The organism is Pseudomonas sp. Pseusp21, from assembly GCF_059492145.1.
Window position 1 is genome coordinate 1,907,335 of sequence record NZ_CP168520.1, and the last position, 20,239, is coordinate 1,927,573.

Sequence of the window (20,239 nt, forward strand, 5' to 3'; positions counted from 1 at the left end):
GAGACTTCAACGGAATGTGCCAGGCGCCTTGAACAACAACGGCTGCGGTCTGGCGGGCCGACTTTGCAAACTGTCACAGGTAAACAACTGCGGGCGTTCAATAACATAACCCTGAGCGTAATCCACGCCGATTTCAAGCAATGCCTGCTCGATCTGCGCTGTCTCGACAAACTCGGCAATTGTCTGCTTACCCATGACATGCCCGATGTGATTGATCACTTCGACCATAGCGCGGTTAATCGGGTCGTCCAGCATATCCTTTACGAAACTCCCGTCGATCTTCAGGAAGTCTACAGGCAAATGTTTCAGATAAGCGAATGAAGACATTCCGGCGCAAAAATCATCCAGGGAAAAGTAACAACCCAAGCCTTTGAGTTCATTGATAAATCTGATTGCACTACCCAGATTTGCAATGGCACTGGTTTCTGTAATTTCAAAACAAATCATTTCAGGCGGTATGCCGTAGTTATCAAACTGTTCCCGCAGAAAGTGCAAGAACGCGTCATCTCCGATAGTAATGCCTGAAAGATTAATCGCACACATTGCCAGAGGACCCTGACACTTATCGTTAATACATTGGGCAATAACCTTAAATACATTCTGCACAACCCAGCGATCCAGCGATGTCATCAATCCGTAACGCTCGGCCGCCGGTATGAAACTGTCCGGGAGAATCATCCGGCCCGCTTCATCATGCAGACGCAGCAGAATCTCGATGTGCCCGCGGGTACCACCGGCAACCGAGCCCAATGGCGCGATTTCCTGGGCGTAGAGACAAAAGCGGTTTTCTTCCAGTGCCATGTGCAGACGTTGAACCCAGGCCATCTCGCCGAAGCGCAGGGACAGTTCCGAGTCGTCGGCATGGTAGACCTGCACCCGATTGCGGCCCTTTTCCTTGGCCATGTAGCAGGCCATGTCGGCAGCCCGCAACGAGGCTTCGAGGGTGGTCGGCGTCTGCGCCACATGCACCAGGCCAATGCTCACCGTGGTCAGGAACGGCCGCCCCTTCCAGACGAAATGCAGGTTCTGTACGGTCTGGCGCAAACTCTCCGCGATCTTCTCGGCGGCCTCCGGGGCACAGTTCTCCAGCAGGATGCCGAACTCGTCCCCCCCCAGCCGCGCCAGGGTGTCACCCTCGCGCAAGCCGGATTGCAGCAACGCGCAGATATGCCGCAGCAATTCATCGCCGGCCGCATGCCCGCAGGTGTCGTTGACCAGTTTGAACTGATCGAGATCAAGGAACATCAGCGCATGCCGCCCGGCCTGTCGCGTCAGGTTATGCAGGGCCTGTTCGAGGCGGTATTCGAACTCGCGACGGTTGGCCAGCCCGGTCAGTGCATCGTGGGTGGCCTGCCACGACAGATTGGCGATGTATTGCCGCTCCTGGGTCATGTCATGCAGCACCAGCACGGTGCCGCTGACCTTGTCGGAATTGCGGATCGGAGCCCCGACCAGAGTCACCGACACGGTACTGCCATCGAGCCGCTGAATCAGCTTGGAGTGTTCACTGCCACCGCTGAGCTGACCGCTGAGAATATGCTCGATCAGGGTCAGCCCCTCGGTCTGGGCGTTGTCGTCCAGCAGATTGAACAGTGCCGCGAGGGGCAGCCCGGCCGCCTGTTCGGCTTTCCAGTGGGTCAGGGCTTCGGCGGCGGGGTTCATGTATTCGATGGCCCCGCTCACGTCGGTGGTGATCACCCCGTCGCCAATCGAGTGCAACGTGACGTGCGCACGGTCCTTTTCCAGTTGCAGCGCTTCGGCAAAGGCATGCCGTTGCTTGAGCAACTTGCGGGTGCGCAGCAGCGCCAGCACGATCAGGCCCAGCGCGGTGGCGAGGTTGGTGAACAGCAGCAGGCGCAGGATCATTCGCGAGCCTTCACCCAGGGCATCGCTGAACGCCTTGGCGGCCGGAGTCACCCCGTCATTAATGGCAAAAATCCGGTCCTTCCAGCGGCGGATATCGGCCTCGGTGGCGGCATTGGCGGTGATGCGCTGATGCATCTCCTGCGCCACGCCATCGAGCTCCACCAGATAGGCATCGCCCAGCGTCCAGCGGTCGATGGCGGTTTCGAGATAACTGAAGTGACGGAAATTCAGGTACAGCCAGATCAGGCTGGAAACGTCGTCGGGATGGTTGCCGCCCTTGAGAATGCCTTCGCGTGCCGCCTGCAGGTCGGGCGGTTGCTTGTCCAGTGCCAGACGCAATTGATGACCGCCCTGAGGCACGGCAATGGCGTTCTGGTACTTGAGGTAGATCGCCTCGTCACGACTGTCGGCGTACAGGTTAAGGTAATAGATCGCGTCTTTCTGGCCCTTGGACCAGAGACTTTCGCCCGCGACATAGCCGCGAACGGCTGACAGGACGTAAAGGCTCACGCCCCCCAGCAAGGCTTGAAACAACACGACGGCAATGAATGGCCAGACGATGCCCAACAACCGTGGCGTTCCGAGAGTCCGCTTTTGCTTCATGGGATTCCTTGCATGAGCACTGCCTGGTCGTCCTTCTCTTTGCGAGCATCCCCCCAAGACTAGGAGGCGTTCGGGGTTCCGGCAAGCGACGGATCCGCCTCAGTTCAGGACAAACGCAGAATAGACTTATGCATGGCCATGGTCACTGGTGAGAACGATTCACCAGGTACTTCAGACCTTCGTTACAGGCGCTCATACCGAGCTTCAATTACACGCAAAACTACCCGGGCAGAGCTGCGCACCCAGACGCAGCATCAGCACTTCGTTATTGCTCGACAGGCAGGCACACGCCAATGCCAGCACACCAAAAAAAGCGTAATGCGAACGATATGTCAAAGACTCAAGGTGTTGCAGGGCTGACCTACAACCGCTGCAAATGCCCATACAGCTTGGCGTACAACCCACCATCGGCAATCAGTTGCTGATGGTCGCCATCCTCGGCCACTTGCCCGCCGTCGAACACCAGCACCCGGTCCGCCTGCTTTACCGCTGACAGGCGGTGGGCAATGATCAGCGTGGTGCGGCCATGGAGGAAGCGCGCCATGGCCTGGTGCAGGTTGTATTCGGTGGCGGCGTCGAGGGCTGATGTCGCCTCGTCGAGGATCACCACTTTGGGCTCGGCGAGGATCATCCGGGCGATGGCCAGACGTTGCCGTTGGCCGCCGGACAGACGCACGCCGGAGCGGCCGACGATGCTGTCCAGGCCGTCCGGCAAGGCGCGGATGGTGGGTTCGAGCTGGGCGATTTCCAGTGCCTGCCAGCAGGCTTCGTCACTGCGGGTACGGCCCATGGTCAGGTTGGCGCGTACGGTGTCGTTGAACAGCGCCGGATGCTGCAGCACCACCGCGACATTTTCCCGAACCGTTTCCAGGCCGATTTCCTGCTGGGTCGACCCACCGAAACGGATCGTCCCGGCCAGCGGTGTGTACAGGCCCAGCAGCAATTGCACGAGGGTACTTTTGCCGCCGCCACTGGCACCGACAATCGCTACTTTCTCACCGGGGGCGATGGACAGGTTCAATTGATCCAGCACCAGTTCGTCGCCATAACCGAAGCTCAGACCCTGCACCTGAATCCCGACGGTATCGCGACCCTTGAACGGATCGACGCCGCCGGGGTATTGCGGCTCGTCGGCGCGGGCCAGCAGTTCGTTGATCCGCGACAGCGCTCCGCCGGCGGCGTAGTAGGCGTATTGCAGGTTCAGCAGCTGTTCGACCGGGCCGATCATGAACCACAGATAGCTGAACACCGCGAGCATCTGCCCGATCGACAGGTCGGAGAACAACACCGTCAACATGGCCGCCGCGCGAAAGATATCGATGCCGAACTGAAACAACAGGCCGCTGGCGCGGTTCGAAGCGTCGGTCTTCCACTGCGAGTTGACCGCGTAGTTGCGCACTTCCTGAGCCCGCAGGCCAAGGCGCCCCAGGAAGAAGCCCTGACGGTTGCCGGCACGCACTTCCTGGATCGCATCGAGGGTTTCGCTCAGCGCCTGAGTGAAGCGCGAGGTGCTGTCGTTCTCCAGTTTCTTCAGATGCTTGACCCGTTTGCCCAACTGCACCGTGGCGTAGATCACCAGCGGGTTGAACAGCAGGATCAGCAGCGCCAGTTTCCAGTGCATCCACATCAGGATGCTGGCGGTGCCGACCAGCGTCAGCATCGCCACCAGAAAACGGCTGAGGGTTTCGCCGACAAACTTGTCGAGGGTGTCCAGGTCGGTGACCAGGTGCGTGGTGACCGTGCCGCTGCCCAGGCTTTCGTATTCGCCGAGGGAGATCCGTTTGAGTCGTTCAATCAAACGCACGCGAATGCGATAAACGATGTCCTTGGCCAGCCGCGCAAACAACCGCGCCTGCAACACGCCAAAACACAGGGCGCTGCAGCGCAGGGTCAGCGTCACCACCAGCATCAGGCCGATGTAGCCCGCCGCTTGCTGCCACATTGAGGGCAGCACGTGGTTCATGACTTTCAGCGCAGCATCGCCATGGCCGAGCAGGACTTCGTCCACCAGCAACGGCAACAGCAGCGGAATCGGCACGCTGCACAGCGTCGCCAGTACGGCCACGCCGTTGGCAATCCACAGGGATTTTTTGTGATGAAGTGCCAATCGCCGGACTTCAGCCCAGCTCAGCCGGTCGACACGCTTGACGGCTGGCGTGTCATCGGCCGGGTCAGACACAGGCCGCGCGCTCCAGCCATCGACCGAGCAACGGCGACAGTTCACTGAGCGGCTGGTAACCGTTGGTCAGCAACGCCAGTTGGCCGTTGCGTTCGGCGAGCAGGGTCGGGAATCCGGCGATGCCCAGATCCTGGACCCAAGTAAAATCGGCCTGGGTCGCCTTGTGTTGATCGGCATGATCGAACAGGGCAGCAAATTCGATACGCGGGACGCCGGCCTTCTCCGCCAGCTCCACCAGAACGCTGGCCTGGGTGACATCGCGACCTTCAGCGTAAAACGCGTGCTGGATCAGCCCGACCAGTTTCCACGCGCAATCCGGCGCCAGGCTGCGCGCCGTAACGATGGCCCGGCAGGCAGGCTCGGTATCGTAGACAAAACCGTCGGGCAACGCGCCTTCGAACTTGAACGGCTGGCCGGTGGCCTCGGTGACCGCCTGCCAGTGTTCGAGAATGTAGCGCCGGGTGGTTGGCTCCAGTGCCGAACCGCTACCGGTGCGCAACCCGCCGACCACCAGGTGCAGTTCCACCCCGGCGGCCTGCGCCTGCTCCACCAATGCCTTGGCCACCGGGGCAAATCCCCAGCACCACGAACACATCGGATCCATCACATAGAGCAGGCGTGCAGACATGATTAAGCCTCGGTGGATGCTTGCTTATAGTTGTAGCCGATCGGGTGCGGCATGTTGCGCGCTTTTGCCAGTTCGATCTGCTTCTGGCGGTCGATGGCGCTGCGGCGAGTCTTCTCGCTCAGGGTATCCCAGCAGTGCGGGCAACTGATGCCGGCCACGTAATGCTCGGAAGCGCGATCTTCAACGCTGACCGGGGTGCGGCAGGCGTGGCACTGATCGTAGTCACCTTCGCTCAGGTCATGACGCACGGTCACACGGTTGTCGAAGACGAAGCAGTCGCCCTGCCATTTGGTCTCTTCCTGCGGCACTTCTTCGAGGTACTTCAGGATGCCGCCCTTGAGGTGGTAAACCTCTTCGAAACCTTCGCCGAGCATGTAACTCGAGGCTTTTTCGCAGCGAATGCCGCCGGTGCAGAACATCGCGACCTTCTTGTGCACGGCCGGATCGAAGTGTTCTTTGATGTAGTCGGGGAATTCGCGAAAACTGGTGGTTTTCGGATCGATGGCGCCTTCGAAGGTGCCGATCGACACTTCGTAATCGTTGCGGGTGTCGATCAGCAGCACTTCCGGGTCGCTGATCAGCGCATTCCAGTCCTTGGGCTCGACGTAGGTGCCGACCTTCTTGTTCGGGTCGACGCCTTCGACGCCCAGGGTCACGATCTCTTTCTTGAGCTTGACCTTGGTGCGGTAGAACGGCTGCTCATCGCAGTACGATTCCTTGTGATCGATATCGACCATGCGCGGATCGTTGCGCAACCAGGCCAGCAGGCCGTCGATGCCTTCACGGCTGCCGGAAACCGTACCGTTGATGCCTTCTTCGGCGATCAGCAGGGTGCCTTTGATGCCGTTGTCGACCATCGCTTGCAGCAGCGGCTCGCGCAGGTTGACGTAATCTTCGAGGGTGACGAACTTGTACAGTGCCGCCACGACAATCGGTTGTGTCATGGGTATTTCTCCAGGTGGCTACCCTCGTAAAGGGTGAACCGGATGCGAAAAAAAACGCGCCGGGTGAGCGGCGCGTTGCGGATTCTAGCAAAAAACCTCAGTTCATTGCTGCAAGGCTCAATGCTTGCTGCCGCCGGCACAGGTCGGCGACGCCGGAGCGACGCCTGTCTCTGCCCATTCCTGCGGGGTGTAAGTGTGCAGCGCCAACGCATGGAACTCGCCCATCAGCTCGCCGAGCGTGCCGTAGACTTTCTGGTGGCGCTTGACCCGGTTCAGGCCTTCGAACTGCGCACTGACCACCACTGCCTTGAAGTGGGTCTGCAACCCGCGACTGTGCATGTGGCTTTCGTCCAGCACTTGCAGATGCTCAGGCTGAAGCAGCGCCAGCGTCGATTCGATGCGTTGTTGCATGGTCATCACGAACTCCGCTTACTTCTTCTTGGCCGGAGCCGCGCCTTTCGGAGCCAGCTCGTTGGTCATGTCGTCCAGCAGCTTGTTGACCACCGGTACGGCGCTTTCCAGTTTGGCCTGGGTCATCTGGGCCGATTGCTGGGTCAGCTGCGGCATTTTTTCCAGGACTTTCTTGCCCAGTGGCGACTGGTAGAACGCGACCAGATCTTTCAATTCCTGTTCGCTGAAGTTGCTGGTGTAGAGCTTGACCATGTCCGGCTTCAGCTTGTTCCAGCCGATGGCCTGGTCCAGGGCGGCGTTGGCCTTGGCCTGGTAGGTATCCAGTACGGCTTTCTTGGATTCCGGCGCCTTGGTCTGTTCAAAACGCTGGGCGAACATCTGCTGAACCTGCATGTACACCGGAGTGCCCAGCTTGTCAGCGTGCGCCAGGGTCAGGAAAGCTTCGGCACTGGCGTTGTGGCTGGCGGTATCGGCAAGCACCTGGCCGCTGGCGCAGACCAGGGCAACCGCGGTGCAGATGGCACGAAGACGAGTCATCGAGTTTCCTTTTCAGCTAGGCGAGGTAAAACCCCAAGGGCGACCATTCTGCGCCTGAATAACGCTGCGGCTCAACCCCCGGCCCTTGCCGCGCTTGATTGGCGGGGATTTGCCGGTCAACAATCGACCGGATGGAACCACCCGGGCCGACACCGGCCTAAACTGCGCAAACAGACCAACAGGAGTGTGCACGATGAGCCGTATCGAAACCGACAGCCTGGGCCAGATCGAGGTCCCGGACGACGCTTACTGGGGCGCTCAGACGCAACGCTCGCTGATCAACTTCGCCATCGGTCAGGAACGCATGCCATTGCCGGTACTGCACGCCCTGGCCCTGATCAAGAAAGCCGCGGCCCGGGTCAACGACCGCAACGGCGACCTGCCTGCCGACATCGCCCGCCTGATCGAACAGGCCGCCGACGAAGTGCTCGACGGCCAGCACGACGACCAGTTCCCGCTGGTGGTCTGGCAGACCGGCAGCGGTACGCAAAGCAATATGAACGCCAACGAAGTGATCGCCGGCCGCGCCAACGAACTGGCCGGCAACCCGCGCGGCGGCAAGACGCCGGTGCACCCGAACGATCACGTCAACCGCTCGCAGAGCTCCAACGATTGCTTCCCCACGGCCATGAGCATCGCCACCGCGCAAGCGGTGCAGACGCAACTACTGCCAGCCATTGCCGAGCTGTCGGGCGGTCTGGCCGAGCTGTCGGCGCGGCACATGAAACTGGTGAAGACCGGCCGCACCCACATGATGGACGCCACGCCGATTACCTTCGGCCAGGAAATCTCCGGATTCATAGCGCAACTGGATTACGCCGAACGGGCGATCCGCGCGGCGCTGCCCGCAGTCTGCGAACTGGCGCAGGGCGGCACGGCCGTCGGTACCGGGCTCAACTCGCCCCACGGTTTCGGCGAAGCGATTGCCGCTGAACTGGCGGCGTTGTCCGGTCTGCCATTCGTCACCGCACCGAACAAGTTCGCCGCCCTCGCCGGCCATGAACCGCTGACCACCCTCTCCGGCGCCCTGAAAACCCTCGCCGTGGCGCTGATGAAAATCGCCAACGACCTGCGCCTGCTGGGCTCCGGCCCTCGCGCAGGGTTTGCCGAAGTGCGCTTGCCGGCCAACGAACCGGGCAGTTCGATCATGCCCGGCAAGGTCAACCCGACCCAGTGCGAGGCGTTGTCGATGCTAGCTTGTCAGGTGCTGGGCAATGACGTGGCGATCGGTTTCGCCGCCAGTCAGGGTCACCTGCAACTGAACGTGTTCAAACCGGTGATCATCCACAACCTGCTGCAATCGATTCGCCTGCTCGCTGATGGCTGCAGCAACTTCCAGCAGCATTGCATCGCCGGTCTTGAGCCGGACGCCGAAGTCATGGCGAAACATCTGGAACGCGGCCTGATGCTGGTGACGGCGCTGAACCCGCACATCGGCTACGACAAGTCGGCGGAAATCGCCAAGAAGGCCTACAGCGAAGGCAAAACCTTGCGCGAAGCGGCGCTGGAGCTGGGTTATCTGACCGATGAAGAGTTCGATGCCTGGGTGCGGCCGGAAAACATGATCGAGGCCGGGGCCAAGGGCTGAGTCATGCCGATCCTTCCCGTGCCCGGCATGGGAAGGTCATCCGACCAACAGTTTCGCCCGCCGGGCCTTGAGCCCGGCAATCAGCGAAGGCCCCAGCGCTACCAGTGCCGACCCCAGCACCACCAGCACCGCCCCGCCATACCCCAGCAGATTGATTTGCTCGGCATGCACATACTCGGGCCACACCCCCGCCGCCACGGCCACCGCACCGAACGTCACCAACGGCGTGATCGCCAGCGTCGCACTGACCCGCGAAGCTTCCCAATGCGCCAGCGCCTCGGCAAATGCGCCGTAGGCGATCAGGGTGTTCATGCAGCACGCCAGCAGCAGCCAGCCCTGCAACGGGTTCAGCGAAAGTGCTTCGAGCGGATGCACCCAAGGTGTCAGCAACAGGGCGCAGAACAGGTAGATCACCATCATCACCTGCAACGAATTCCACACCGTCAGCAATTGCTTCTGGCCCAGCGCATAGAAGGTCCAGACGGTCGAAGCGAGCAGCACCAGCAACACACCAGCGGTGTAATCAGACAAAGACGTGAGCAATTCCGCCAGACGCTGATTGAAGAACAGCGCGAACCCGATCAGCAGCACCGCCAGGCCAATGCCCTGACCGATACTGAAGCGTTCCTTGAACACAAACAGACTGGCGATCAGCAACATGATCGGCCCCATCTGCACCACCAGTTGCGCAGTGCCGGGGCTGAGCAGGTTCAGGCCCATGAGGTACAGCACGTAATTGCCCACCAGCCCGAGCACCGCCATCAGCACCAGCCAGCCGCCCTTCCGCCCGAGCACCTTGCGACTGGGCAAGCGTTTGGTCGCGGCCAGATAAATGAACAGGCAACCGCCGGACACCAGCAGGCGAAACCAGGTCACCGTGACCGGGTCCATCACCACCAGCACCTGCTTGAGCTTGATCGGCAGGATTCCCCAGAGAAACGCCGTCAATAACGCCAGGAACATGCCGTACACCCAACGACCCGATGAAACGTGCATGAGAACCCCAAGCGCCAGAGACAGGAGCGCTCATTCTAGGCGTACGGACCAGCCCTACACAGGGACAGTTGCGTTTCAGCCGCAAATGAAACTGTGCAGGTCGCAGCAGAAAATTGACGCTGGGCCGTTGATCGGCTGGCCGGGCGGGATAAGTGGTTCAGGCATAAGCTCATTGGATCCAGCCCGGGACATCACTCACCAAGGAGACCCGTCATGTTAGGCATGCGCGCCCAGGACACCGCCCCCGCCACGCACTTTCGCAGCGACCGCGTGTGCCGGGTCAACGGCGAACTGTATTTCAGCACCCGGGAAAACACCCTCGAAGGGCCATTCGACAGCCACGAGAAAGCCGAGCAGGAAATCCGCGCGTACATCGCGCGGATGCAATTGCTGGATTCCGGCAGATAAGCCGTGCTGAACCCAATCGCGGGCAAGCCCTCTCCCACAGGTTCCGGGTTGGCCACTGAATTGTGAGCACACTCGAACACTGTGGGAGCGGGCTTGCCCGCGATTACGATTTGCCGGTCAACGCATCGTTCAAGGCCTAGCGCACAGCCTCAAACAACCCGGTCGCCCCCATCCCCCCGCCCACGCACATGGTCACGATCCCGTAGCGCAGATTGCGCCGCTGCAACTCGCGCACCAGATGCCCGACCTGCCGTGACCCGGTCATGCCGAACGGGTGACCGATGGAAATCGAGCCACCGTTGACGTTGTACTTCTCGTTGTCGATTTCCAGACGATCACGGGCGTACAGACACTGCGAGGCGAACGCTTCGTTCAATTCCCACAGATCGATATCCGCCACCTGCAGGCCTTTGGCCTTGAGCAGCTTCGGCACCGAAAACACCGGGCCGATGCCCATTTCGTCCGGCTCGCACCCGGCCACGGTGAACCCACGGAAAAACGCTTTTGGCTTGAGCCCCAGTTGCAGGGCTTTTTCCAGGCTCATCACCAGCGTCATCGAGGCACCATCGGACAACTGCGACGAGTTGCCCGCAGTCACCGACCCGTCCTCGGCGAACACCGGTTTCAACCCGGCGAGGCTTTCATAGGTGGTGTCCGGGCGATTGCAGTCGTCGCGATCGACGAGGCCGTCGAGGATCTGCACCTCCCCACTGTTCTTGTCTTCAACACGGTACTTCACCGCCATCGGCACGATTTCATCGTTGAACAGGCCGGCAGCCTGCGCCTGGGCGGTACGGATCTGACTTTGCAGCGAGTAGCGATCCTGCGCCTCGCGACTGACGCCATAACGGCGCGCCACCACTTCGGCGGTCTGACCCATGGTGTAGTAGATGCCCGGCGTCTGCTGCTTGAGCAACGGGTTGATCAGGTGATCGGTGTTGACGCTTTTCAGGGTCAGGCTGATCGACTCGACGCCGCCGGCAACGATGATGTCGCTGCAACCCGACGCGATCTGGTTGGCGGCAATCGCAATCGCCTGCAAACCCGACGAACAGAAACGATTGAGGGTCATGCCGGCGGTGCCGGTGCCCAGTTGCGAGAGCACCGCCACGTTGCGGCCGATGTTATAGCCCTGGGCGCCCTCGTTGGAGCCGGCGCCGACGATGCAATCCTCGACGCTGGCCGGGTCGATGTCGTTGCGCGAGAGCAACGCATTGACGCAATGGGCCGCCATGTCATCGGGACGGGTCTGGTTGAACTTGCCGCGAAAGGACTTGGCCAGGCCGGTCCGTACGCTGTCGACGATCACCACTTCACGCATGGCATACCTCATTGTTGCAGTCGGTTGAGAGTGAACCGAGCATAAGTCCACCCAATCGCCGACCGCGACAATCATTCACCTCGCGTATGCGGGCCCATCGGTTCAGTCCTTGTGCTTCTTGGCTCGCTTGTCGGATTTCTCGAAAGCGTCTTCCAGCGCCCGATTGATCGTGCGCAGCACCTTGACCCGGGCCCAGCGCTTGTCGTTGGCCTCGACCAGGGTCCACGGCGCGATTTCGGTACTGGTGCGGTCGACCATGTCGCCGACGGCGGCGCGATAGGCGTCCCACTTGTCGCGGTTGCGCCAGTCGTCTTCGGTGATCTTGAAGCGCTTGAACGGGATTTCTTCGCGCTCCTGGAAGCGTTCCATCTGCGTGTCCTTGTCGATCGCCAGCCAGAACTTGACCACGATCACTCCGGCATCGGCCAGTTGCTCCTCGAAGTCATTGATCTCGCCATAGGCGCGCATCCAGTCGGCAGTGCTGCAAAAGCCCTCGACCCGCTCCACCAGCACCCGGCCGTACCACGAGCGGTCGAACACGGTGAATTTGCCCCGCGCCGGAATATGTCGCCAAAACCGCCACAGATACGGCTGCGCCCGTTCCTCTTCGGTCGGCGCGGCAATCGGCACGATGCTGTATTGACGCGGATCGAGTGCCGCCGCCACCCGACGGATCGAACCGCCCTTGCCCGCCGCATCGTTGCCTTCGAACACCGCCACCAGTGCATGCCGACGCATGCGTTTGTCACGCATCAAACCCGACAGCCGCGCCTGCTCGGTGATCAGTTGTTCTTCGTAATCTTTTTTGTCCAGACGCTGGGTCAGGTCGAGGCTGTCGAGCAGGTTCAACTGGTCGACGGAAGTCCCCAGCGGGGCAGCGTTGACCTCATGGGGATGCACATCGGGACGCTTCAAGGCATTTTGCAGGCCTTCGAGCAGGATCTTGCCGACCGTCAGGCTGCGGTAGTGCGGGTCGACACCCTCGATGACATGCCACGGCGCGTAATCGCGGCTGGTGCGACGCAACACACGCTCGCCGTATTTGACGAACTTGTCGTAAGTCTGAGATTGCTGCCAGTCCAGTGGGCTGATGCGCCAACTGTGCAGCGGGTCGTCGGCCAACGCCTTGAGCCGCGCCTTCATCTGTTTCTTGGACAGGTGGAACCAGAACTTGAAGATCAGCGCGCCTTCATCGCAGAACATCTTTTCCATGCGCTCGGCGCCGGCAATCGCCTGATCCAGTCGCGGATCCTTGAACAAACCATGCACCCGGCCCTGTAGCATCTGGCTGTACCAGTTGCCGAAGAAAATCCCCATCCGCCCCTTGGCTGGCAGCATCCGCCAGTAGCGCCAGGCCGGTGGCCGCGCCAGCTCTTCATCGGTCTGCTGGTCGAAAGTGCGCACTTCGATCAGGCGCGGATCCATCCACTCGTTGAGCAACTTGACCGTCTCGCCCTTGCCGGCGCCTTCGATGCCGTTGATCAAAATGATCACCGGGAAACGCTTTTGCTGCTGCAACTCGAACTGGGCTTCAAGCAAGGCTTCACGCAGGGCGGGCACGGCGGCTTCGTAGGTGTCTTTGTCGATGGCGTGACCGATTTCAGCGGATTCGAACATGGGACGGCTCCTTCCAGGATTCAGCAAGACTAGCGGATTGGGCTCTGACGCGGCACAGAAATTCCCGCCGGCGGCGGATTGTCCTTGAGGGATCGTCGGCAAGGCTTGCCATGGATCAAGCGCCGCCTGCGTGATCGGCTAGAATGGCCGCCTTGCCGTTGCCGAGCCTGCCATGAAACCTGTAATGCCCCACGCCCAACTCGACTGGGATGACCAGGGACGCCCGCGTTCGCGAGTGTTCGACGATGTGTATTTTTCCGATCAGTCGGGGCTGGATGAAACCCGCTACGTGTTCCTCGAACAGAACCGTCTGGCCGAGCGTTTTGCCGCGCTGTCGGCGGGTGGGCGACTGGTGATCGGTGAAACCGGCTTCGGCACCGGGCTGAATTTTCTCTGCGCCTGGCAGTTGTTCGAACAGCATGCGGTGGCCGGTGCGCGGCTGCATTTTGTCAGCGTCGAAAAGTTTCCGTTGAGCCCCGCCGACCTGCAGCGGGCGCTGGCGCTGTGGCCGGAACTAAAGCCGTTCTCGGATCAGTTGCTCAAGCATTACGTCGCCATCCATCAAGGCTTTCAGCGCATTGTTCTGGATAACGGTCGCGTGACCCTGACGCTGCTGATCGGTGACGCGCTGGAGCAGTTGCCGCAACTGGACGGGCAGATCGACGCATGGTTTCTCGATGGTTTCGCCCCGGCAAAAAACCCGGAAATGTGGACCGCCGAACTGTTCGCCGAGCTGGCGAGATTGGCGGCGCCCGGCTCGACCATCAGCACGTTCACCAGCACCGGTTGGGTGCGGCGTCTGCTGAATGCCGCCGGCTTCAAGATGAAACGCACGCCGGGCATCGGCCACAAGTGGGAGATCCTGCGCGGCGAATTTCTCGGCTGGCCCGAGGGTGTTGCACCACCTGCGGCGGCAAAACCGTGGTTCGCCCGCCCGACGCCGTTGACAGGTGACCGTCGAGCTTTGGTGATCGGTGCCGGTCTGGCCGGTTGCGCCACGGCGGCCAGCCTCGCGGCGCGGGGCTGGCAGGTCAGTCTGCTGGAACGGCATGGCGCGGTGGCGCAGGAAGCCTCTGGCAATCCGCAAGGCGTGCTGTACCTGAAACTGTCCGCCCACGGCACCGCACTGTCGCAGTTGATCGTCAGCGGTTTTGGCTACACCCGACGTCTGCTGGAAACCCTGCAGCGCGGCACCGACTGGGATGACTGCGGCGTGCTGCAACTGGCGTTCAATGAAAAGGAACGCGAGCGTCAGGCGCAGCTGGCGGCCGCGTTTCCCGAGGATCTTCTGCAGTGGCTCGATCAACCCGAAGCACAGGCCCGCGCCGGGATCGGTCTGGCTCATGGCGGTTTGTATTACCCCGAGGGCGGCTGGGTGCATCCGCCGGCGTTGTGTCAGGCGCAATCGACACAACCGGGCGTCACGCTGCTGCCCCATCAGGAAGCCGTGGAGTTGCGCAAGATCGACGGTCAGTGGCAAGCCTTCGACAATGAACGATTGATCGCAACAGCGCCCGTCGTGGTGCTGGCCGGCGCCGCCGACATCAAGCGTTTCCCCCAGAGCGCCGACCTGCCCCTCAAGCGCATTCGCGGGCAGATCACTCGACTGGCGCAGACCACGCACAGCCAGGCACTGACCACGGTGGTCTGCGCCGAAGGCTATGTCGCACCGGCACGCCTGGGCGAACACACCCTCGGCGCCAGTTTCGATTTCAACAGCGACGACCTGACTCCGACCACCGCCGAACACCTGGGCAATCTGGCGATGCTCGAAGAGATCTCCACCGATCTGGTCGCGCGCCTGCACGTCAGCGAGCTCGACGCCGAAAGTCTTCAGGGCCGGGCAGCCTTCCGTTGCACCAGCCCCGATTACCTGCCGATCGTCGGCCCGCTCGCCGATCGCGAAGCCTTCTCCGAGGCCTATCGCGCCTTGAGCAAGGATGCCCGGCAAGTGCCGGACATTGCCTGCCCATGGCTGGACGGTCTGTACGTCAACAGTGGCCACGGTTCCCGGGGGCTGATCACCGCGCCACTGTCCGGTGAACTGCTGGCGGCCTGGCTGGACAACGAACCGCTGCCCCTGCCCAGAGGTGTCGCAGAGGCGTGTCATCCGAACCGGTTTGCCTTGCGGTGGCTGATCCGGGGCAAATGACCGAATCCGGGATCGCAATCAACCACCGGGCAACAGGCAGACATTGCCCTCGACCAGTCGTAGCACTTGCTCGGTCAACCGCTCGAGCAAGGCGCTTTCCGTCTGTTCCTGCCGGGCGGCACACAGGTTCATTTCGCTGAGATAGTCGGCCGAGCTGAGTTCTTCAGCTTTCTCGAACAACGCAAGGGCTTCTTCCTGGTGAGGCGCGCGCGCATCGTCGAACTGTTGGGCAAAACTGCTTTTCATGTATTCGTTCCACCAGGGCTGGCGAACGAGAAACGCCAGCCACTCGGGAGACAGTTCAGCAGTCTGGATTCGATTGATGGCCTCCACCAGATCCGCCCCTGTCACGTCCGCGAGTGAGGCGTAATGCATGTGCGAAGGTTGCCCGGGCAATTCGAGTGCCTGCGCCAGACCGGAGCGGTAGGCAAGGGTCACTTCCAGCGGGTCAGGTGCCGCACGGACCTGCGCATGTTCCGCGGCGATCCGGTCAATCTGCTCAAGCCGGAACAGTCCCCTCGCCAGCCTCATCAGCGCCTTCGTCGAAGGGCGTTGCCCCCTGGGACCACGGGTCACATGGTGGACGTGCACTGCAACTTCCAGGTGGCTGAAGTTCAACGCCGCATTGTCCGTGCAATTGATCGGGTTGGCCGCCAGATCGAAAATCTGCTCCCGCAATTCGGCATCGGTCTGCGTTGCATCCAGAACCGTCCAGACCCGCCGGTGCATATCCTCGCGCACATTGGCTGACTCGGCAGAATTGCCCAACTCCGCCAGCAGCGCGAACAGGCCTTCGGCCCTTGGGTCATCCTTGAGTGCGTTCCACATCTGCAGATGCCGGGAGCCCTTTTCTCCTCCCGTTTGGGTCAGCCAGATCGTACGTGCCTGGTTTTCGTCCAGTCGCGCGATATCGTTATCCAGGTAACCCATGCCGACGCCGACCGTCGTGCGGTAGTTTTCAAGGTACGTTCGGCTGACTTCGGAAATCGGGTTACGCCGCAAATTGATCGTTTCACTGAAGCGTCTGGGCGTTTCAAAAAGCCAGGCAGGCAGTTCACGGATTTCGTTATCCCGCAGATCCACCCGATCCAGATTGGGTAGAAACTGCAGGCCTTTTGGCAGCTCCGTGGCGCGGGTATTACGCAAGGAGAGGTAAGTCAGATCGAACAGGTTGCCCACATCCACCGTAGCGCCGAGGGGGTTCCCGCTCAGATTCAGTCTTTGCAAGGTGCGCAACCCGGCCAGCTTCACCAGGGCGTGCTCGGTGAGTTGAAGCCGATTGCCGGCCAGGCTCAGCCGCCTGAGGTTCGGCATATGCGAAATGATCTCGGGCAATCGGGTGATCTGATTACGATCCAGTTCGAGGGACTCGACGTTCGTGAACGCTTTGAGGAAATAAGCGGCATCGTCATCCAGCAACATGTCTTGCAGAGACAATTGCCTGACATGATCAAAGGTCAAACCGACCGGCAAGGTCGGAAACTTGCCGAAGCGCATGCCATCGAGCTTCAAACCATAGACGAGATGCCCCGCTTCATCGGGCAGGGAGATCAAACGGCGAAAACAGTCTTCGATTTCAAACGCAACGATTTGCCGGCATTCACGAATTTCGTTCAGATCACCGCCCAGGGCCTTCATGGCTGCCTCATCCTGGATCCAGGTATCCATCACGCCCTGTAGTCGGCTCAGATCCTCCCGCAACTGCCGAACCCGGATCGCCCTGGTCAGATGGTCGCTACCCAACTGGTCAAGAAACTCATTGGCTTGTACGTCGGTAAACAAGGGATAGAGCTTTTTCACCTGCCGCAATAAACGACGCGAATGAGTGTTCGACCCGGCGGGAGAGTCGGCAGGCGTGCACACAGGCTCGGCGGTCGCCGTTTGCCCCTGACCGCCTGCCAACACCCGGGCGCATGCCTCACGTTCATCCAGAGCACTCTCCAACAGTTTGCCGCGCAGGCGCCCGCCATTTTCCGGCGTCGGTTGCACAAATCCGATGGCCTTGCGCTGCTGCGCTGAAAGACCTTTGAGAATCGCCTGATAGAAATCTTCCGGTCCGGACGCGATCTTGCCGAGTGACTTCCTGTCGCTGCCAAACACCTCGTAACCATTGTCGATTCTGACCAGCGTGCATGAACTCGACGTAACCAGTGGTTTTTCGCCCAGCGTTTCCAGGACCTGACCGCTCAAGGATTTCGCCCGCAGTTCCAGATAGAACTCAGGATCCCAACCAGCAAGACGGGGTAGCAAACCGATCGCCAGTTTCCCGGTATCGGCATTGGCAATGTCGGCCAGGTAAAAACCTGCCAATGCCCGATCCACTCGCCCATCGCTCAAAGCCTGACGCGCCCGCTGCGCCAACCCCATGGGCACCCGCCCGGAGCTGCGCAGGTGCATCCGTTCAACGCTTGGCGTCCGTTTGAGCAGCTCTCGGGCAGCGCGCACCGGCAAATCGGGAAAGGCCTTGCGCAACTTGAGAAACTCTCCGGTAACGTCTTGATCGTATCGGCTGTAGAGATGGTCGAAAGTCGACCTTCGATCGGCCTTGATCGCCGCCCCGATCACTTTCGCCAACTGCTGACTGGCATCGGCCGGGGCTACGTCAGCCCCCACCAAGGCATCCACTTCTTTGGGATGCAGAACATCGATGACCGCTTGCAGCAGCTCGCCCTTCTCCAGTCGCGCATGCTTCACAATGACGCTCACGGTATCGTCGTCAATCGATCCGGGCGGATAGGTCGCGGTGATCCGCCCTTGTTCATCCACGACTTTGACGTAGCGATCGGCCGGCCAGTTGGCAAGCCGGGGTAATGCATGCAGCTGTTCGTTGACGTAACGCCGATCGCTCGCCTCGCCACGCTCCATGGCGGCAATGTAGTCGCGCACTCTGCGTTCGATTCCAAAACGCTCGATCATGTCCAGCAAGCGAGGCGGCAGCGGTCGGTTGTCATCGCTCAGGCGATGCAGCTCATCGATCCGGGTGTCGGTCAACCGACGGGCCATCTCCAGACGACTGTCTTCCCAACCCTCAAGACCAGGATCAATGCGTTTGAGCGTGTACGCCCCGCTCCATCGTTCGGTCTGTTCGAAGTCATGACGCCAGCCTCCGCGATCATTGCGCTTCAATACCGGCTGATAAGCCTGTGCACGCACAGGGTGTCGGACTTCCCAGGTATTGGATGCAGGCTCCAGCGCTACCTCGTAAGCCCGATTGTCGAAATGGGCAAACTGTTTGTCGTTCGCCCGGAACAAGCCTGCAGTATCGGGTTCTGGTTCGGCACCTGTCGGAAGCGGCTGTTCATAACCGAGTAACTGCGGTTTCCACAATCGAGGCTGACCGTCACGGTCCAATATGGCCATGAACGGCTGGAAGAAATCCGGATGCTTGCGCACCGTCTTGATCGCCAGTGTTTTCAATCCCCTGATACCGGCCCCCACGCTGACCATCAGCACGATGTTTTCAGCCACGCTGAGCAGGTGCGAAAACGCCTCCTCACGATCTCCCCGCGACCAGTCCTCAACGCCCTCATAAACTTCCGCAAGCATTTGCCCCACGGCAACACCCATCATCAGTTGCCCTACGACCGGTATGAAAATCCCGGCCACATTGGCGACCGTCAGGCCGATTTCCAGATACTCGAGCAGGCGCTTCTTGCGTGCCTCCTCATCCACATCGGCAGTCGGTACAGCGAGCGCGCGAGCATCGATCTGCAGTTTGCCGATATGGCTCTGGTACATGAAGTCGAGCAGCGAAACGTTGATCGGCAAATATTTGGCGCGATCCAGGCTGCGAGCGTCCGCGAAGTTTTTGAAGAAATCCGCCTTGTCGACCTCGCCGATGCAATGGGTGAAGTAGCTCTTGTAGCTGGCCACCCCCAATTGATATTCCAGGTACACGAGGAACGCCGAGAAACTCGCATACTCGTACAACGGTTGAGAGGGCTCGCCGGGCATGTACACCAAGCACCATTGATCCGGGTCCGACTCGACCGAGCGCTCGGAAAATACCACGACACCCCAGATGCAACAGTCGAGCAGTTCGATGCCTTGCATGATCAACGGCCGGCCCTTGTAGTTCAGGCTTTTTGCATCAGCGATACCCCCGGCCGCGAGCAGGCGCTCCAGACTTTCGTACGCGTCCTGGCTGATGTGCTCTTTCAATAGCGCCAGATGCAGATCCAGTTGCAGCAACTGTTTTTTCAGGGCAGTGATGTCGCGGACCATGGGACCGGTGGCAACCGCTTTGCCATCAACCTCACTGATGCCGAAAACCTGCTGAAAATGCTGTTGGTATTTTTTCCCCAGATCGAGCTCGCGACAGAGTGCGGCGAACGCTGTCGGTGTCAGTCCCGCAATTCCTGCAGGCTGTCCAGAGATGCGCACCGCACTGGCTGCGGGGAAGAAATCGTCCTGCGCCTCACGCTTGGTGAAGTTCTGCATCGCCGCTTCCAGCAGCGTCGGGGTTGCCGGCGGCGTGACCGGTGGTCCTCCGCCGGGCGGGGTGACGGGCTCACAGCCGCAGTAGTCCCCCGGCAACTCCAGGTAGTCTTTTTCAACATCGAACGCCACTGGCCAGCGCGCTTTCAGGGCGCTGGTCAACAGCGCGGCGCAAAAGCTGTTCAAAGGTTGCAAGCGGCCAAGATCGGCTTCGACCTTCGCCTGAGCGGCGTGTAACTCACGCGCGGTCTGGTCCAGCGTGGCGAGTGTAGAGCTGGAACCTTTGAGAAGGCTGGGGGGCAGGATTTTCTGCAAGGCCTGGGCAGTATCCAGATCGCCGGTAGCTTCCAGCAAAAAACTCAGTATCTGTTTCTGGGTCAACGGTGTCGGGGTGTCCGACTTCGTACTCGACATGGGCAATATTCCTTTATTGCGCTTCGGAACAATTACCCTACCGGTCCGGCCCTTGGAAAAAAAACACGAAAAACTACGTGATCAAGCCGGCAAACAAGCAGACATCTGCATGTTTTCAATATTTATCTACTACCCATG

Annotated in this window: 13 protein-coding genes; 3 read left to right on the forward strand and 10 right to left on the reverse strand. The window is 60.6% G+C overall.

What is annotated here, in order from left to right; translation table 11 throughout:
- Positions 1 to 6 precede the first annotated feature (6 nt).
- The 6 genes from ACEN93_RS08510 to ACEN93_RS08535 all read right to left on the reverse strand — a co-directional run bounded on the left by ACEN93_RS08510 (position 7) and on the right by ACEN93_RS08535 (position 7,168).
- Positions 7 to 2,469, reverse strand: a complete 2,463-nt coding sequence (locus ACEN93_RS08510) for an EAL domain-containing protein (RefSeq protein WP_039770576.1) — start codon at positions 2,467 to 2,469, stop codon at positions 7 to 9.
- Between the two features lie 361 nt (positions 2,470 to 2,830).
- Positions 2,831 to 4,648, reverse strand: a complete 1,818-nt coding sequence (locus tag ACEN93_RS08515) for an ABC transporter ATP-binding protein (protein ID WP_039770577.1) — start codon at positions 4,646 to 4,648, stop codon at positions 2,831 to 2,833.
- Positions 4,641 to 5,243 (reverse strand): DsbA family protein, encoded by a 603-nt coding sequence (locus tag ACEN93_RS08520; protein ID WP_170928299.1) that lies wholly within the window; start codon positions 5,241 to 5,243, stop codon positions 4,641 to 4,643. Before ACEN93_RS08520 ends, ACEN93_RS08515 begins: the two co-directional genes overlap by 8 nt.
- A 35-nt stretch (positions 5,244 to 5,278) precedes the next feature.
- The gene (trhO, locus tag ACEN93_RS08525) at positions 5,279 to 6,220 is read right to left on the reverse strand and encodes an oxygen-dependent tRNA uridine(34) hydroxylase TrhO (RefSeq protein ID WP_011335384.1); all 942 of its coding nucleotides are present in this window, start codon (positions 6,218 to 6,220) and stop codon (positions 5,279 to 5,281) included.
- A gap of 117 nt (positions 6,221 to 6,337) precedes the next feature.
- Positions 6,338 to 6,637 (reverse strand): BolA family protein, encoded by a 300-nt coding sequence (locus tag ACEN93_RS08530; RefSeq protein WP_007950896.1) that lies wholly within the window; start codon positions 6,635 to 6,637, stop codon positions 6,338 to 6,340.
- A 12-nt stretch (positions 6,638 to 6,649) separates the two neighbouring features.
- Positions 6,650 to 7,168, reverse strand: coding sequence for a DUF2059 domain-containing protein (locus tag ACEN93_RS08535; protein ID WP_085668122.1), 519 nt, complete (start codon positions 7,166 to 7,168; stop codon positions 6,650 to 6,652).
- Positions 7,169 to 7,361: 193 nt separating this feature from the next.
- Between ACEN93_RS08535 and ACEN93_RS08540 the strand changes: the two genes are divergently transcribed.
- Positions 7,362 to 8,756, forward strand: a complete 1,395-nt coding sequence (locus tag ACEN93_RS08540; protein ID WP_085668121.1) for a class II fumarate hydratase — start codon at positions 7,362 to 7,364, stop codon at positions 8,754 to 8,756.
- A 36-nt stretch (positions 8,757 to 8,792) separates the two neighbouring features.
- On the opposite strand, the gene ACEN93_RS08545 is transcribed toward ACEN93_RS08540, so the two are convergent.
- On the reverse strand, positions 8,793 to 9,752 hold the full coding sequence (locus ACEN93_RS08545) for a DMT family transporter (protein WP_085668120.1): 960 nt from the start codon (positions 9,750 to 9,752) through the stop codon (positions 8,793 to 8,795).
- A gap of 213 nt (positions 9,753 to 9,965) precedes the next feature.
- Between ACEN93_RS08545 and ACEN93_RS08550 the strand changes: the two genes are divergently transcribed.
- Positions 9,966 to 10,160, forward strand: coding sequence for a DUF6316 family protein (locus tag ACEN93_RS08550; protein ID WP_039770586.1), 195 nt, complete (start codon positions 9,966 to 9,968; stop codon positions 10,158 to 10,160).
- Between the two features lie 136 nt (positions 10,161 to 10,296).
- Here the strand turns inward: ACEN93_RS08550 and ACEN93_RS08555 are convergent, their stop codons facing one another.
- Both ACEN93_RS08555 and pap read right to left on the reverse strand, forming a co-directional pair.
- Positions 10,297 to 11,481 carry a thiolase family protein gene (locus ACEN93_RS08555; protein WP_102686488.1) on the reverse strand — a complete coding sequence of 395 codons (1,185 nt, stop codon included), beginning with the start codon at positions 11,479 to 11,481 and terminating at the stop codon, positions 10,297 to 10,299.
- A 102-nt stretch (positions 11,482 to 11,583) separates the two neighbouring features.
- Positions 11,584 to 13,098, reverse strand: coding sequence for a polyphosphate:AMP phosphotransferase (gene pap, locus ACEN93_RS08560; RefSeq protein WP_064598472.1), 1,515 nt, complete (start codon positions 13,096 to 13,098; stop codon positions 11,584 to 11,586).
- A 172-nt stretch (positions 13,099 to 13,270) separates the two neighbouring features.
- Between pap and mnmC the strand changes: the two genes are divergently transcribed.
- The gene (gene mnmC, locus ACEN93_RS08565; protein WP_495611305.1) at positions 13,271 to 15,250 is read left to right on the forward strand and encodes a bifunctional tRNA (5-methylaminomethyl-2-thiouridine)(34)-methyltransferase MnmC2/FAD-dependent 5-carboxymethylaminomethyl-2-thiouridine(34) oxidoreductase MnmC1; all 1,980 of its coding nucleotides are present in this window, start codon (positions 13,271 to 13,273) and stop codon (positions 15,248 to 15,250) included.
- Positions 15,251 to 15,268: 18 nt separating this feature from the next.
- Here mnmC and ACEN93_RS08570 read toward each other — a convergent pair whose 3' ends face one another.
- A complete protein-coding gene (locus tag ACEN93_RS08570) occupies positions 15,269 to 20,101 on the reverse strand; it encodes an NEL-type E3 ubiquitin ligase domain-containing protein (protein ID WP_495611306.1) in 4,833 nt (1,610 codons plus the stop codon).
- Between the last annotated feature and the right edge of the window lie 138 nt (positions 20,102 to 20,239).